Genomic DNA, 13,034 nt, shown 5'->3' with positions numbered 1-13,034 from the left:
TACTTATTTAATGCGATATGCCTGAGGCGAGTTTTTCGCCTGTGCCGTAAGTGTAGATCTGGATCACATTATTGCCTAGTCAAATTATTTATCAATTCGTGTCAAATAAACTGAATAAGCCCTGGTCGGCTAATTATGGAGAAATTATGAAGATGAAACCAGACCCATTATTTTAAAACGCCGTTTAATATAAATAAGCACAGTTTCAGAAAATAAAAAACGGGCCGAGAATAATCCCGGCCCGACGATATTACATTTTATAACCTAAAGAAATCGTGGTTCGGCGATCGGTATGTTCCGGCGCAGAATCAGGTGGGGATGAGTTCCAGGTTACGTTGTACGCCACCTTGAGTCCAAAGTGTTCGTTGATGGCCACATTCAACGCACTTTCTGAGTTCAGCGTTGTATCTTCAGCACCAAACACCGACACACCCTGGGTGAATTTTGCGTTGTCCGTCATCTGCCATGCATAGGTGCCCGATGCATAACCCAGCGGCTGGGTTTCATCTTCGCCGTTGGTGTACTCGTCGTAACGGACACCCGGACCGAATTCGAAACGCAGGCTGTGCACCGGCCCATTGAGGAACTGACGACCATAACCCGCAGTCACGACATCACGCTGGCGATAGCCGTTGTAGCGGTCAGTCAGCCAACTCGCCTGCCCGAACAGGTAGTCATAATCGGTCATGTTGTATCGGCTACGTCCGCCTACCGCGTATTTCTCTGATGAGCGTTGATCGTTAGCAGAGGTGTTGCTGGCATTTCCCCACAGCGACCAGGCCGTGGTGTTGCCGTACCAGGTCAGGGTGCTGTCTGCGGTCAGGGAGGAGCTTTTCGTATTACCGGATTGCGCCAGATACCCGGCATTCACGTTACCTTCAAAGGGTTTTTTGGCAGTGGAGGGATCGTCCATGACAGTAAAAACGGTATCATCGGCGATTGCATTCAGTGACGCAAATACGCCACCCGCCAGCATCAGTGCTGCGGGTACTGTCTTCAAAAGCTTCATTTTATTTAAGGAGTCCGTACAACATAAAAAGAGACCGTCACGGTCTCGGAAACTTTCTTGCGGATCAATGACAAGGCGACCATAGAAAGGTAACAAATTATAAAAAGCCGCAAATAACATAGCAATATTTTCTTCTTTCATTTTTTGAATAAGAACGATCCCAAAACGTGTTTTATTTTATATGCCCGGCGCAGGTTATTTGTCAGCATTCATATTTAAAATCATACTGTTATTTACGTTGCCTTCCTGCCAAACGGTGCCAGGCTTAAAAGAACCCATGATAAAAGGAGGTCATGATGGCTTCGATTTATACGCTGACACTCTCCCCTTCCCTCGACTCCGCGACCATGACGCCGCAAATCTACCCGGAAGGTAAGCTGCGCTGTAGCGCGCCGGTGTTTGAGCCGGGCGGCGGCGGCATCAACGTGGCGCGCGCTATTACCCATCTCGGCGGAAAAGCCACCGCCATCTTCCCCGCTGGCGGCGCCACGGGAGAACATCTGGTTGCGTTGCTGGCAGATGAACAGGTGGCCGTAGACACCGTCGATGCTAAAGACTGGACCCGGCAGAACCTGCATGTCCATGTTGAATCCAGCGGCGAGCAATATCGTTTTGTGATGCCGGGGGCGAAATTGAGCGATGATGAGTTTCGTCAACTGGAAGAGAAAGTGCTGACCATTGAAAGCGGCTCATTACTGGTGATCAGCGGTAGCCTGCCGCCGGGCGTCAAAACAGAAAAACTGACGGCGCTGGTTCAGGCGGCGCTCCAGCGCGGCATCCGCTGCATTGTCGATAGCTCGGGCGAAGCCCTGAAGGCGGCGTTAGAACCCGGACAACTTGAACTCGTTAAACCTAACCAGAAAGAGCTCAGTGCCCTGGTTAATCGAGAACTCAGCCAGCCTGATGACGTTCGTACTGCCGCAGAAGAGCTGGTACGTACGGGCAAAGCGCATCGCGTTGTGGTCTCTCTCGGTCCTCAGGGTGCGCTGGCCGTCGACAAGACGGGCTTTGTACAGGTTGTGCCACCGCCGATGAAAAGCCAGAGCACCGTGGGCGCCGGTGACAGTATGGTTGGCGCGATGGTGCTGAAGCTGGCGCAGGGCGCTTCGCTTCTGGAGATGGCACGCTATGGCGTCGCGGCAGGGAGTGCAGCCACCATAAACCAGGGAACGCGTCTGTGTTCGCTTGCGGATACCCAGAAAATTGTCGATTACCTGGCGAGAAGCTGAACCTGCTTCCCCTTCCCATGGAGGGGGAAGTCGCTAAACAGGGCATATCGACTATGCTAAGAAAACTTTCAGGATAACAACGAGGTGAATTATGAGCAGTGGTGATATCACCCGCTACGTCGTAACCGTAAATATTCATGAGGCGTCGCTGACCGAACTGAATGAACTCAACAACGCGTTCACGCGCGCCAATTTTCTGCTCACGCTGACGGACGATGAGGGCAATATTCACGATCTCGGCTCGCTGGCATTTGGCCTGATAAGCCCGCTGAGTCAGGAAGAGGTGAAGGCGCTGGCCAGTAGCCTGGTGGAAAGCGTGACTGACAAAGCCACGGAAATTGATGTGGATAGCTGGGAAAACTGGCATAAAAAAGAACAATAAGTGCCCTGTACAAAATTAAACCGCTCAGTTGTGCGTTAGTTCCTGTTTTTTTATAGCCGTTTTGCGCTAACTTTATGATCTGGCAGACAACATGGGAGAGACATCATGTGGCAGGCTATCAGTCATCTTTTAAGTGAGCAACTGGGTGAAGGTGAAATTGAACTGCGTAACGAACTGCCAGGCGGAGAGATCCATGCCGCATGGCATTTACGTTACGCCGGGCGCGATCTTTTCGTTAAATGTGATGAGCGCGAGTTGCTCCCCATTTTTACTGCCGAAGCCGATCAGCTTGAGCTGTTATCGCGCAGTAAAACAGTCACCGTTCCGCAGGTTTTAGCCGTCGGTAGCGATCGTGACTATAGCTTTCTGGTGATGAACTATCTTCCCGCGCGCCCTCTGGATGCGCACAACGCCTTTATTCTCGGGCAACAGATCGCCCGTTTGCACCAGTGGAGCGATCAACCTCAGTTCGGGCTCGATTTTGATAACGACCTCTCCACTACCCCACAGCCAAACGCATGGCAGCGCCGCTGGTCGACCTTTTTCGCCGAGCAGCGCATCGGCTGGCAGCTGGAGCTGGCCGCTGAAAAGGGATTAGCGTTCGGCAACATCGACGCGATTGTTGAACACATTCAGCAGCGTCTGGCTTCGCATCAGCCTCAGGCTTCCCTTCTGCACGGAGATTTATGGTCAAACAACTGTGCACTTGGGCCTGATGGTCCCTATATATTTGACCCGGCCTGCTACTGGGGCGACAGAGAATGTGACCTCGCAATGCTGCCGTTGCACCCTGAACAGCCGCCGCAAATTTATGATGGCTATCAGTCTGTCTCGCCGTTACCTGCGGGTTTCCTTGACCGTCAGCCGGTTTATCAGCTGTACACCTTGATAAACCGGGCTATTTTGTTTGGCGGGAGTCATCTGGTGAATGCCCAGCGGGCGCTGGACCGCATTCTGGCGGCATAGCGAGAGGGGGCGGCTTCACGCCCCTTCCCTTAGGATTTACAGGAAGCCAAGCAGCGTAAAGAAGAAATACCCGGCCACAATGATAATGACCGGCAGGATGTAGAGCGGGAAAAACTGCACAAAAATGGTATGCCGCGGAACGACAATGCGCGATTCGATCTGCTCGCGGCTCATCCCGTCAGGGCCTTTCGCCTTCTCAAGGATCAGCTGGTCTTCCACCCCTTCGCGCAAAAAGCGGGTCTGGCGACTCATGCGCGCGCCGGAGGCCTGCAACGCCATCGCGATAAATATCAACGCATAGATTATCCAGAAACCGACATTCAGCTGGTGGTGAAAATCCGGCGTGGGCGAGTTGAACCAGAAGACGTTCAGGAACGGGGTGTTAAACCGCATCATCTCAATCATGACGTGCGCAAAATCAAGCATGACGGCATTGATGCCCGGCTGTTTTTCGCTGTGATCGTACATAAATTTGAGTACGGAGATCAGCGTTGAAATCAGGGCGGGAATGAAAATAACCCAACCAGCAATACGTTTTAAGACCGCGATGCGTCCAGCTTGTTGATACGTCATTAGTTCCTCTTCATAAAGACGCGTTATTTGTGCCTAAGTCTACCTGCTGTCGGTCATTTTCGCCCGCTCTTTGAATGCAATATGCTAAATTGCTTGTGCTTAGCACCGTTTGTCTTACCCCCAAGATAAGGAGATGTTGTAATGTCGACCCCGCGCCAGATACTTGCCGCTATTTTTGACATGGATGGATTGCTGATTGATTCCGAACCCCTGTGGGATCGGGCTGAACTGGACGTGATGGCCAGCCTCGGCGTCGATATCAGTCGTCGTAACGAGCTTCCCGATACCCTGGGGCTGCGCATCGATATGGTGGTTGACCTCTGGTATGCCCACCAGCCATGGGTTGGCCCGGATCGCGACGAAGTTACGGCGCGCATTATCAACCGCGCTATCTCCCTCGTAGAAGAGTATAAGCCGCTGTTGCCGGGCGTACGCGACGCTATCGCCCTGTGTAAGGCGCAAGGGCTGAAAGTGGGGCTGGCCTCCGCCTCACCGCTGCATATGCTGGAAAAAGTGCTGACGATGTTCGGGCTGCGCGACAGCTTCGACGCGCTGGCCTCGGCCGAAAAGCTTCCTTACAGCAAGCCACATCCGCAGGTATATATGGACTGCGCCGCGAAACTGGGGCTGGATCCACTTACCTGTGTGGCGCTGGAAGATTCGGTTAACGGCATGGTGGCGTCCAAAGCCGCACGTATGCGCTCCATCGTTGTGCCGGCTGAAGAAGGCCGACACGATCCCCGTTTTGCCCTCGCGGACGTCAGGCTGACGTCTCTTGAAGAATTGACTGCCCGCCATCTGCGCGGGGAGTAACGCTCTTTCAGGCAGCTTCGGCTGCCTGCATCGCCAAATCAAAACAACGTTTTACTTTATTTGCTTTTCTCATTCCAGACTCCTATTCTTACGTGCAGAATGACAATAACCTGACTTCTGAGGCGCGTATGATACTGGATGCTTTTACTCTGGCAGGAAAAGTGGCGATGGTGACCGGGTGCGATACCGGTCTGGGGCAAGGTATGGCCATTGCCCTCGCCCAGGCAGGATGCGATATCGTGGGGGTTAACCGCAAGGTTCCTGACGAAACGGCAGCGCGCGTTACGGCGCTGGGACGACGCTTTATCGCGATTCGCGCCGATCTTGGCAAGCAGGAGAGTATTCAGAGCGTGGTGGATACCGCAGTCGCTGAGATGGGCCGCATCGATATTCTGGTTAACAATGCCGGCACCATCCGCCGTGCCGATGCGCTGGAATTTAGCGAGAAGGACTGGGACGAGGTCATCGATCTCAATCTGAAATCGGTCTTCTTCCTCTCTCAGGCAGTGGCGAAACAGTTTATCGCGCAGGGTCAGGGCGGCAAGATCATTAACATTGCCTCCATGCTCTCCTTCCAGGGCGGCATCCGGGTGCCCTCCTATACGGCGTCCAAAAGCGGCGTGCTGGGCCTCACCCGCCTGCTGGCGAACGAATGGGCAACGCTGGGCATTAATGTGAATGCTATTGCGCCGGGTTATATGGCGACCAATAACACCCGGCAGCTTCGCGATGATGAGCAGCGCAGCCAGGCGATCCTCGACCGTATTCCGGCGGGTCGCTGGGGTCTGCCGAAGGATTTACAGGGTCCGGTGGTGTTCCTGGCCTCGTCGGCCTCTGATTACGTTAACGGTCATACCCTCGCCGTAGACGGTGGCTGGCTGGCGCGCTAACCGTGCGTTTGTGACAAAGAGTTACACCGTCACCTCTTTCACACACTGTATAAAAACCCTATACTGTATGAATCGACAGTTTACCGGGTTTTATCATGACGGCGGAAGGCCACCTGCTTTTTTCACTTGCCTGTGCAGTGTTTGCCAAAAACGCTGAACTGACCCCTGTGCTGGCACAGGGGGACTGGTGGCATATTGTCCCTTCCGCCGTGCTGACCTGCCTCCTGCCGGACATAGATCATCCAAAGTCATTCCTTGGCCAGCGGCTGAAGTGGATTTCAAAACCCATCGCCAGAGCCTTTGGTCATCGCGGGTTTACCCACAGCCTGCTGGCCGTATTCGGCCTGCTTACACTCTTCTATTTGAAGGTTCCGGAGAGCTGGATCGTCCCGGCGGATGCCATTCAGGGCATGGTGCTCGGCTACTTAAGCCATATCCTCGCCGATATGCTGACGCCAGCGGGCGTACCGCTGCTCTGGCCCTGCCGCTGGCGTTTCCGTCTGCCAATCCTCGTGCCGCAAAAAGGCAACCAGCTGGAGCGCGTTCTGTGTATGGCGCTGTTTGCGTATGCCGTGTGGATGCCGCAGACATTGCCCGAAAATGGTGCAGTGCGCTGGTCATCGCAGATGATCAACTCGCTGCAACTTCAGTTCAATCGTTTTATTAATCACCAGATTGAACATTAAAACGACAATATAATCACTTTTGTCATAAACCATTCCATATGGATATAAGCGCGACATCACACTTCTGATAACCTTGCGCCAACAGGTTCGGTAAAAACCGACCGTATAATAAATCAGGAGAACGGGGATGAATTTTCCACTCATCGCGAACATTGTTGTGTTCGTCGTATTGCTATTGCTTCTCGCCCAGGCTCGCCACAAACAGTGGAGCCTGGCGAAAAAGGTACTGGTCGGTCTGGTCATGGGCGTGGTGTTTGGCCTGGCCTTACACGCTATTTACGGCTCCGATAGCCCGGTACTGAAAGATTCCATTCAGTGGTTCAACATCGTCGGTAACGGCTATGTACAGCTGCTGCAAATGATCGTTATGCCGCTGGTATTCGCCTCTATTCTGAGCGCCGTAGCCCGCCTGCATAATGCCTCTCAACTGGGTAAAATCAGTTTCCTGACCATTGGTACCCTGCTCTTCACCACGCTGATTGCGGCGCTGGTGGGTGTGCTGGTAACCAATCTGTTTGGCCTGACTGCTGAAGGTCTGGTGCAGGGTAGCGCTGAAACCGCGCGTCTGACGGCGATTGAGACCAACTACGTGGGTAAAGTGGCCGATCTGACCGTTCCGCAGATGGTGCTCTCCTTCATTCCGAAGAACCCGTTCGCTGACCTGACCGGTGCAAGCCCAACCTCCATTATCAGCGTGGTGATCTTCGCGGCATTCCTGGGCGTGGCTGCGCTCAAGCTGCTGAAGGACGATGCGCCGAAAGGCGAGCGCGTTCTGACAGCCATCGATACCCTGCAAAGCTGGGTGATGAAGCTGGTGCGTCTGGTCATGCAGCTGACGCCGTACGGTGTCCTGGCGCTGATGACCAAAGTCGTGGCAGGCTCTAACCTGCAAGACATCATCAAGCTTGGCAGCTTTGTGATCGCCTCTTATCTGGGGCTGGGCATTATGTTTGTGGTGCACGGTATCCTGCTGGGCGTGAACGGCGTTAGCCCGCTGAAATATTTCCGCAAAGTCTGGCCGGTGCTGACCTTCGCCTTCACCAGCCGTTCCAGCGCGGCATCTATCCCGCTGAACGTGGAAGCACAGACCCGTCGTCTGGGCGTACCGGAGTCTATCGCCAGCTTCTCGGCCTCCTTTGGCGCCACCATCGGTCAGAACGGCTGTGCGGGTCTCTACCCGGCGATGCTGGCCGTGATGGTTGCCCCAACCGTGGGGATTAACCCGCTGGATCCGGTCTGGATTGCGACGCTGGTGGGTATCGTGACCATTAGCTCCGCCGGTGTTGCGGGCGTGGGCGGCGGCGCGACCTTCGCTGCGCTGATCGTTCTGCCTGCGCTGGGACTGCCGGTGACGCTGGTTGCCCTGCTGATCTCTGTTGAACCGCTGATCGATATGGGGCGTACCGCCCTGAACGTGAGTGGCTCAATGACCGCCGGTACCCTGACCAGCCAGTGGCTGAAGCAGACCGACAAAACGATTCTCGACAGCGAAGAAGATGCGGAACTGGCCCATCGTTAATCACGGCTGAAATAAAAAAACCGCCTGCGGGCGGTTTTTTTATGGCTGTTATTCTTCAACCTCTTCATCCTGGCGGGTCTGCACAGCCCATCGCTGCGCCGATTCCGGCACCGTAAACGCAGGGGAGCGACGGAAGTGCTCGCCAATCAGCACGAAGGCAACGTATTTACCCCGTAACATCCAGACATCGCGAAAACCATCCACTTTCAGGGCATGGTCAGGCGGCGCGGGTTCAACGCGGGGCACATAGCTAATAACCTGGCGGTTTTGTTGACGAAGAGGTTTCATAAGCGACGGGTTCACTAAAGCAAATTCTTAAAGCAGGAAATTTCTATCATAGCCGATTCTCCCCCCACCCGTCGCGCCTGACGTGAGGCAGATGGCTCCTTTCGCTAATCACTTATCTGAAAACGCTTAGTTCGCCTGCTAATTCATCACATTGTTCTATCCTTAATAGGGTTTTCAGGAACGAACAAAGGAGAATCGTGCAATGTCGAACAATGATAAACCACATCAAGCCCCTATTCATGGCACCGAAGAATCTCAACCGGGAATGGACTCACTCGCCCCTGCGGATGGCTCTCATAAACCGTCGCCGGGCCTGTCCGCGCCGGGCGAGCAACCTACTGCACCGGGAAGCGTGAAGTCGCCCGATGCGGATAACGAGAAGTTAAAATCTCTCGACCCGCACCGCAAAGGGGGTGAAGGCTATGCGCTGACCACCAATCAGGGCGTGCGTATCGCCGATGACCAGAACTCCCTGCGCGCCGGAACGCGCGGCCCGACGCTGCTGGAAGATTTCATCCTGCGGGAAAAAATCACCCATTTCGACCATGAGCGTATTCCTGAGCGTATCGTTCACGCTCGCGGCTCCGCGGCGCACGGCTATTTCCAGCCGTACAAGAGCCTGAAGGCGATCACGAAGGCGGATTTCCTTTCCGATCCGAACAAAATCACACCGGTATTTGTGCGCTTCTCTACCGTACAGGGCGGCGCGGGTTCGGCCGATACGGTGCGTGATATCCGCGGCTTCGCCACCAAATTCTATACCGAAGAGGGCATTTTCGACCTCGTCGGGAATAACACCCCGGTTTTCTTCATTCAGGATGCGCATAAGTTCCCTGACTTTGTCCATGCGGTAAAACCAGAGCCACACTGGGCCATACCGCAGGGACAAAGTGCGCATGACACCTTCTGGGACTACGTCTCCCTGCAACCGGAAACCCTTCACAACGTGATGTGGGCGATGTCTGACCGGGGGATCCCACGCAGCTATCGCACCATGGAAGGGTTTGGTATTCATACCTTCCGTCTGATTAACGCTGAAGGTAAAGCGACGTTTGTGCGTTTCCACTGGAAACCGGTCGCGGGGAAAGCATCCCTGGTGTGGGATGAAGCACAGAAGCTGACCGGGCGCGATCCGGACTTCCACCGTCGCGAACTGTGGGAATCCATTGAAGCCGGTGATTTCCCGGAATACGAGCTGGGGTTACAGCTGATCCCGGAAGAGGACGAGTTCAAATTCGACTTCGACCTGCTCGACCCGACCAAGCTTATTCCTGAGGAGCTGGTGCCGGTTCAGCTGGTGGGCAAAATGGTGCTTAACCGCAACCCCGATAACTTCTTCGCGGAGAATGAGCAGGCTGCGTTCCACCCGGGCCATATTGTGCCGGGGCTGGATTTCACCAACGATCCGCTGCTACAGGGCCGTCTGTTCTCTTACACCGATACGCAGATCAGCCGTCTCGGTGGACCGAACTTCCACGAAATTCCTATCAACCGTCCGACCTGCCCGTACCATAACTTCCAGCGTGACGGGATGCATCGCCAGGATATCGATACCAACCCGGCGAACTACGAGCCAAACTCCATTAACGATAACTGGCCGCGTGAAACCCCGCCGGGGCCAAAACGTGGCGGATTTGAGTCGTATCAGGAGCGCGTGGACGGAACAAAAATTCGCGAGCGCAGCCCGTCATTCGGCGAATATTACGCTCAGCCTCGCCTGTTCTGGAACAGCCAGACCCCGATTGAACAGCAGCACATTATCGGCGGTTTCAGCTTTGAGCTGAGCAAAGTGGTGCGTACCTACATTCGCGAGCGCGTGGTCGACCATCTGGCGCATATTGATATCCAGCTTGCTCAGGGCGTGGCGAATAATCTCGGCATCACGCTGACTGACGAGCAATGCCATGCCGCACCGCCAAAAGACGTGAACGGGCTGAAGAAGGATCCGTCCCTGAGCTTGTACGCGGTACCTGGCGGGTCAATTAAAGGCCGCGTAGTGGCTATCCTGCTGAATGATAAACCGCGCGCCAGCGACGTGCTGGGGATCATGAAGGCGCTCAAAACCCAGGGCGTACATGCCAAACTGCTTTACTCCCGCATGGGTGAAGTGACAGCCGACGATGGCTCTGTCCTGCCAATTGCCGCGACCTTCGCCGGGGCACCGTCGCTGACGGTTGACGCGGTGATTATGCCGTGCGGCGACGTTGAGAGCCTGCTCGGTAACGGTGATGCCGCCTATTATCTGCTGGAAGCCTATAAGCACCTGAAGCCAATCGCCCTGGCAGGCGATGCGCGGAAGTTTAAATCTCTGCTGAAGGTACCGGATCAAGGGGAAGAAGGCATTGTCGAAGGTGATAACATTGACGATGCGTTTATGACCCGGTTGTTTGACCTGCTTGCCGCCCACCGCGTGTGGTCGCGCAGCAGTAAGATTGACCAGATACCGGCGTAAAAAATGCCGGGTGGCGCTGCGCTTACCCGGCCTACATTTCGACTGGTGTTGTAGGCCCGGTAAGGCGAAGCCGCCACCGGGCTTTATCTTAAAGATCCGCGAAAGTTCCCAACCGATATCCACGCTCGGCAATCGCGTACTTCAACGACGCCGACGTCAGCACATCCAGTTCCGCCAGACGCGGCCAGCAGTAGGCGCTCTTACGTACGATGTTATCGACAAACGCCGGGTGCGCCATTACCTCAAGCGAGCGCTCCCCTTTCGCGGCGGACTCATCCAGCACCTTCAGGAACAGCGCTTCGTCGATCTCGTCGCCATAAAATGCGCTGCTGAACCCCTCCGTTGACGTCACCGCGACGTCCGGCAGCCCGCGCAACTCACGATCCACGCGCATAGCCACGCCTTTACGTTGCGCAAACTCTGCCACAAGCGGGAAAATCGCCGGGATCATATGCACATGATGATGGCTGTCAATATGGGTAGGCTCGCGGCCAAACACATCCACAAAGCGGTTAAACTGGCAATCCAGCTCGCGGGCAATCACATCGAGCGGCAGAGCGCCCTGCTCCGCCATTTCCCAAATCCATTTCCCCAGCTGGCCGTCGCGCGTCAGGCCCGGCATTGGCGAAAGGGGCAACCCAAGCGTCAGCACAAAGTGCATGCCCACGCCCAGCTCGGGCAGCTCACGGCTTAACTGCGCCGCATGTTCCACCGCCTCACCGTTGATGAGCGCTGTTGTAGAGGTCACGACGCCCCGGCGACAGGCTTCAATAATGCCGTAGTTCTGCCCTTTTGACAGGCCAAAATCATCGGCATTGACGATCAGCAGGTTTTCCATCGCGCCTCCTCTTAACGGTGTGTGAGTTTCAGTTTCTCAACCGTTGCAGCAAAGTTTGGCAGCCATTTTTCATGCGCCAGGATCATCTCACCCGCGAGTTTTTCAGCGTCACGGTCAGAATGCACCAGCGGGCTGAGGTTCAGCGCCAGCAGCACGTCATTCAGTTCGCCGCTCAGGGCCGCATTGCTCGCCGCCACTTCAAAGCCTTTGATGGTGTGAATCAGGCCCATCACCTTATCGTCGAAGTGGGTAATGCGGGGATGTGGTTTTGCACCCTCGCGCCCAAGAATGCAGGTCATCTCAACGGCCCAGTCTGCCGGGATATTGTCGATGTGCCCATGATGGGGAACGTTCACATAGTGCTCGGCCTGCTTGTCATTGTAAATGGCGTTAATCACTTCACACGCGGCATCCGAATAGTATGCCCCGCCGCGCTGCTCCAGCTCTTTCGGTTTGACGTTCAGGTTCGGATCTTTATACAAATCAAAAAGCTGCTTCTCTACTTTCTGTACAACCTGAGCGCGTGCGCCACCTTTGTAGTATTCGCCCATTTCAATGGCCAGCATCTCTTTCTGCTTGAAGTAGTAGAGCAGATACGAGCACGGCAGCAGATTCAGGGAGCGGATCAGCCCTTCGCTGAACGGCAGATCGAAAATGTTTTTCACCGAGGCCGCGGTCAGGCGACCAGAGGCGACGCCGTCGAGCAGTTCCGCAAAGCGCGATTGCCCGTTCACTATCACATCTTTGATAAAGACCATGTGATTCAGGCCGAACAGATCAATGGAGAGATCATCGTTATCGCTCAGTTCCAGTACATCGCGGATGAACATCTTCATGCCAATCGGAATATTGCATACGCCGATAAAGCGTTTGAAACCGGTGTGGCGATAGACTGCCTCGGTGACCATCCCGGCCGGGTTGGTAAAGTTGATCACCCAGGCGTTCGGGCAGATCTCCTCCACGTCTTTAATGATGTCAAAAATGACCGGAATAGTACGCAGGCCTTTAAACAGGCCACCTGCCCCGTTGGTTTCCTGGCCCAGATAACCGTGGCTCAGCGGAATGCGCTCGTCCAGCTCACGCGCCTTCAGCTGGCCGACGCGCAGCTGCGTGGTCACGAAGTCAGCATCTTTCAGTGCCAGGCGGCGATCCAGCGTTTTATGCACGGTTAAGGGCACGCCCGCTTTTTCAACCATGCGTTTGCACAGTTCAAAAATAATATTCAGCTTCTCCTGACCTTCTTCAACATCCACCAGCCATAATTCGCTGACCGGTAATTCATGATACCGTTTCAGGAAACCTTCAAGTAATTCCGGGGTATAGCTGCTGCCGCCACCAATGGTTACGACTTTTAATTTCTGTTGCATAATATCTCCCTTAGCGTATCAG

General features: G+C 54.7%; 13 protein-coding genes. 8 read left to right on the top strand and 5 right to left on the bottom strand.

The window, feature by feature from the left end:
* Positions 1-250: 250 nt before the first annotated feature.
* Entirely contained in the window at positions 251-1,009 is a 759-nt protein-coding gene (locus tag IM290_RS10115) for a YdiY family protein (protein WP_039272138.1), read from the bottom strand.
* Positions 1,010-1,305: 296 nt separating this feature from the next.
* Here IM290_RS10115 and pfkB point away from each other — a divergent pair, with 296 nt between their 5' ends.
* The 3 genes from pfkB to IM290_RS10100 all read left to right on the top strand — a co-directional run bounded on the left by pfkB (position 1,306) and on the right by IM290_RS10100 (position 3,586).
* A complete protein-coding gene (gene pfkB / locus IM290_RS10110; protein ID WP_017693589.1) occupies positions 1,306-2,238 on the top strand; it encodes a 6-phosphofructokinase II in 933 nt (310 codons plus the stop codon).
* 91 nt (positions 2,239-2,329) lie between these two features.
* Positions 2,330-2,620: a type V toxin-antitoxin system endoribonuclease antitoxin GhoS gene (gene ghoS / locus IM290_RS10105; protein ID WP_003857822.1), complete on the top strand. Its 291-nt coding sequence runs from the start codon at positions 2,330-2,332 to the stop codon at positions 2,618-2,620.
* A gap of 105 nt (positions 2,621-2,725) precedes the next feature.
* The gene (locus IM290_RS10100; protein ID WP_015570740.1) at positions 2,726-3,586 is read left to right on the top strand and encodes a fructosamine kinase family protein; all 861 of its coding nucleotides are present in this window, start codon (positions 2,726-2,728) and stop codon (positions 3,584-3,586) included.
* 36 nt (positions 3,587-3,622) lie between these two features.
* Here the strand turns inward: IM290_RS10100 and IM290_RS10095 are convergent, their stop codons facing one another.
* Positions 3,623-4,159 (bottom strand): YniB family protein, encoded by a 537-nt coding sequence (locus IM290_RS10095; protein WP_015570741.1) that lies wholly within the window; start codon positions 4,157-4,159, stop codon positions 3,623-3,625.
* A gap of 141 nt (positions 4,160-4,300) precedes the next feature.
* Between IM290_RS10095 and hxpB the strand changes: the two genes are divergently transcribed.
* The 4 genes from hxpB to tcyP all read left to right on the top strand — a co-directional run bounded on the left by hxpB (position 4,301) and on the right by tcyP (position 8,067).
* Complete coding sequence (gene hxpB / locus IM290_RS10090; RefSeq protein ID WP_003857825.1) at positions 4,301-4,972, top strand: hexitol phosphatase HxpB; 672 nt, start codon at positions 4,301-4,303, stop codon at positions 4,970-4,972.
* Between the two features lie 128 nt (positions 4,973-5,100).
* A complete protein-coding gene (kduD, locus tag IM290_RS10085; protein ID WP_193041561.1) occupies positions 5,101-5,862 on the top strand; it encodes a 2-dehydro-3-deoxy-D-gluconate 5-dehydrogenase KduD in 762 nt (253 codons plus the stop codon).
* 95 nt (positions 5,863-5,957) lie between these two features.
* The gene (locus IM290_RS10080; protein ID WP_193041560.1) at positions 5,958-6,548 is read left to right on the top strand and encodes a metal-dependent hydrolase; all 591 of its coding nucleotides are present in this window, start codon (positions 5,958-5,960) and stop codon (positions 6,546-6,548) included.
* 127 nt (positions 6,549-6,675) lie between these two features.
* Positions 6,676-8,067, top strand: a complete 1,392-nt coding sequence (gene tcyP, locus IM290_RS10075; protein ID WP_015570743.1) for a cystine/sulfocysteine:cation symporter — start codon at positions 6,676-6,678, stop codon at positions 8,065-8,067.
* Between the two features lie 48 nt (positions 8,068-8,115).
* Here tcyP and cedA read toward each other — a convergent pair whose 3' ends face one another.
* Positions 8,116-8,370: a cell division activator CedA gene (gene cedA / locus IM290_RS10070; protein WP_071524159.1), complete on the bottom strand. Its 255-nt coding sequence runs from the start codon at positions 8,368-8,370 to the stop codon at positions 8,116-8,118.
* A gap of 187 nt (positions 8,371-8,557) precedes the next feature.
* Here cedA and katE point away from each other — a divergent pair, with 187 nt between their 5' ends.
* A complete protein-coding gene (gene katE, locus IM290_RS10065) occupies positions 8,558-10,807 on the top strand; it encodes a catalase HPII (RefSeq protein WP_017384660.1) in 2,250 nt (749 codons plus the stop codon).
* Positions 10,808-10,895: 88 nt separating this feature from the next.
* Here katE and chbG read toward each other — a convergent pair whose 3' ends face one another.
* The gene (gene chbG / locus IM290_RS10060; protein WP_193041559.1) at positions 10,896-11,645 is read right to left on the bottom strand and encodes a chitin disaccharide deacetylase; all 750 of its coding nucleotides are present in this window, start codon (positions 11,643-11,645) and stop codon (positions 10,896-10,898) included.
* A gap of 11 nt (positions 11,646-11,656) precedes the next feature.
* On the bottom strand, positions 11,657-13,012 hold the full coding sequence (locus IM290_RS10055; protein WP_045334054.1) for a 6-phospho-beta-glucosidase: 1,356 nt from the start codon (positions 13,010-13,012) through the stop codon (positions 11,657-11,659).
* Between the last annotated feature and the right edge of the window lie 22 nt (positions 13,013-13,034).

This window comes from Enterobacter cloacae complex sp. S1 (genome assembly GCF_014930525.1).
Classification (GTDB): Bacteria; Pseudomonadota; Gammaproteobacteria; order Enterobacterales; family Enterobacteriaceae; genus Enterobacter; species Enterobacter hormaechei_C.
The sequence above is the reverse complement of the archived record's forward strand: the minus strand, read 5'-3'. Positions and strand labels throughout refer to the sequence as shown.

Bases quoted from the DNA above. Each gene is read 5' to 3' on its own strand.
- IM290_RS10115 (WP_039272138.1), bottom strand. From the start codon at position 1,009: ATGAAGCTTTTGAAGACAGTACCCGCAGCACTGATGCTGGCGGGTGGC.
- pfkB (WP_017693589.1), top strand. From the start codon at position 1,306: ATGGCTTCGATTTATACGCTGACACTCTCCCCTTCCCTCGACTCCGCG.
- ghoS (WP_003857822.1), top strand. From the start codon at position 2,330: ATGAGCAGTGGTGATATCACCCGCTACGTCGTAACCGTAAATATTCAT.
- IM290_RS10100 (WP_015570740.1), top strand. From the start codon at position 2,726: ATGTGGCAGGCTATCAGTCATCTTTTAAGTGAGCAACTGGGTGAAGGT.
- IM290_RS10095 (WP_015570741.1), bottom strand. From the start codon at position 4,159: ATGACGTATCAACAAGCTGGACGCATCGCGGTCTTAAAACGTATTGCT.
- hxpB (WP_003857825.1), top strand. From the start codon at position 4,301: ATGTCGACCCCGCGCCAGATACTTGCCGCTATTTTTGACATGGATGGA.
- kduD (WP_193041561.1), top strand. From the start codon at position 5,101: ATGATACTGGATGCTTTTACTCTGGCAGGAAAAGTGGCGATGGTGACC.
- IM290_RS10080 (WP_193041560.1), top strand. From the start codon at position 5,958: ATGACGGCGGAAGGCCACCTGCTTTTTTCACTTGCCTGTGCAGTGTTT.
- tcyP (WP_015570743.1), top strand. From the start codon at position 6,676: ATGAATTTTCCACTCATCGCGAACATTGTTGTGTTCGTCGTATTGCTA.
- katE (WP_017384660.1), top strand. From the start codon at position 8,558: ATGTCGAACAATGATAAACCACATCAAGCCCCTATTCATGGCACCGAA.
- chbG (WP_193041559.1), bottom strand. From the start codon at position 11,645: ATGGAAAACCTGCTGATCGTCAATGCCGATGATTTTGGCCTGTCAAAA.
- IM290_RS10055 (WP_045334054.1), bottom strand. From the start codon at position 13,012: ATGCAACAGAAATTAAAAGTCGTAACCATTGGTGGCGGCAGCAGCTAT.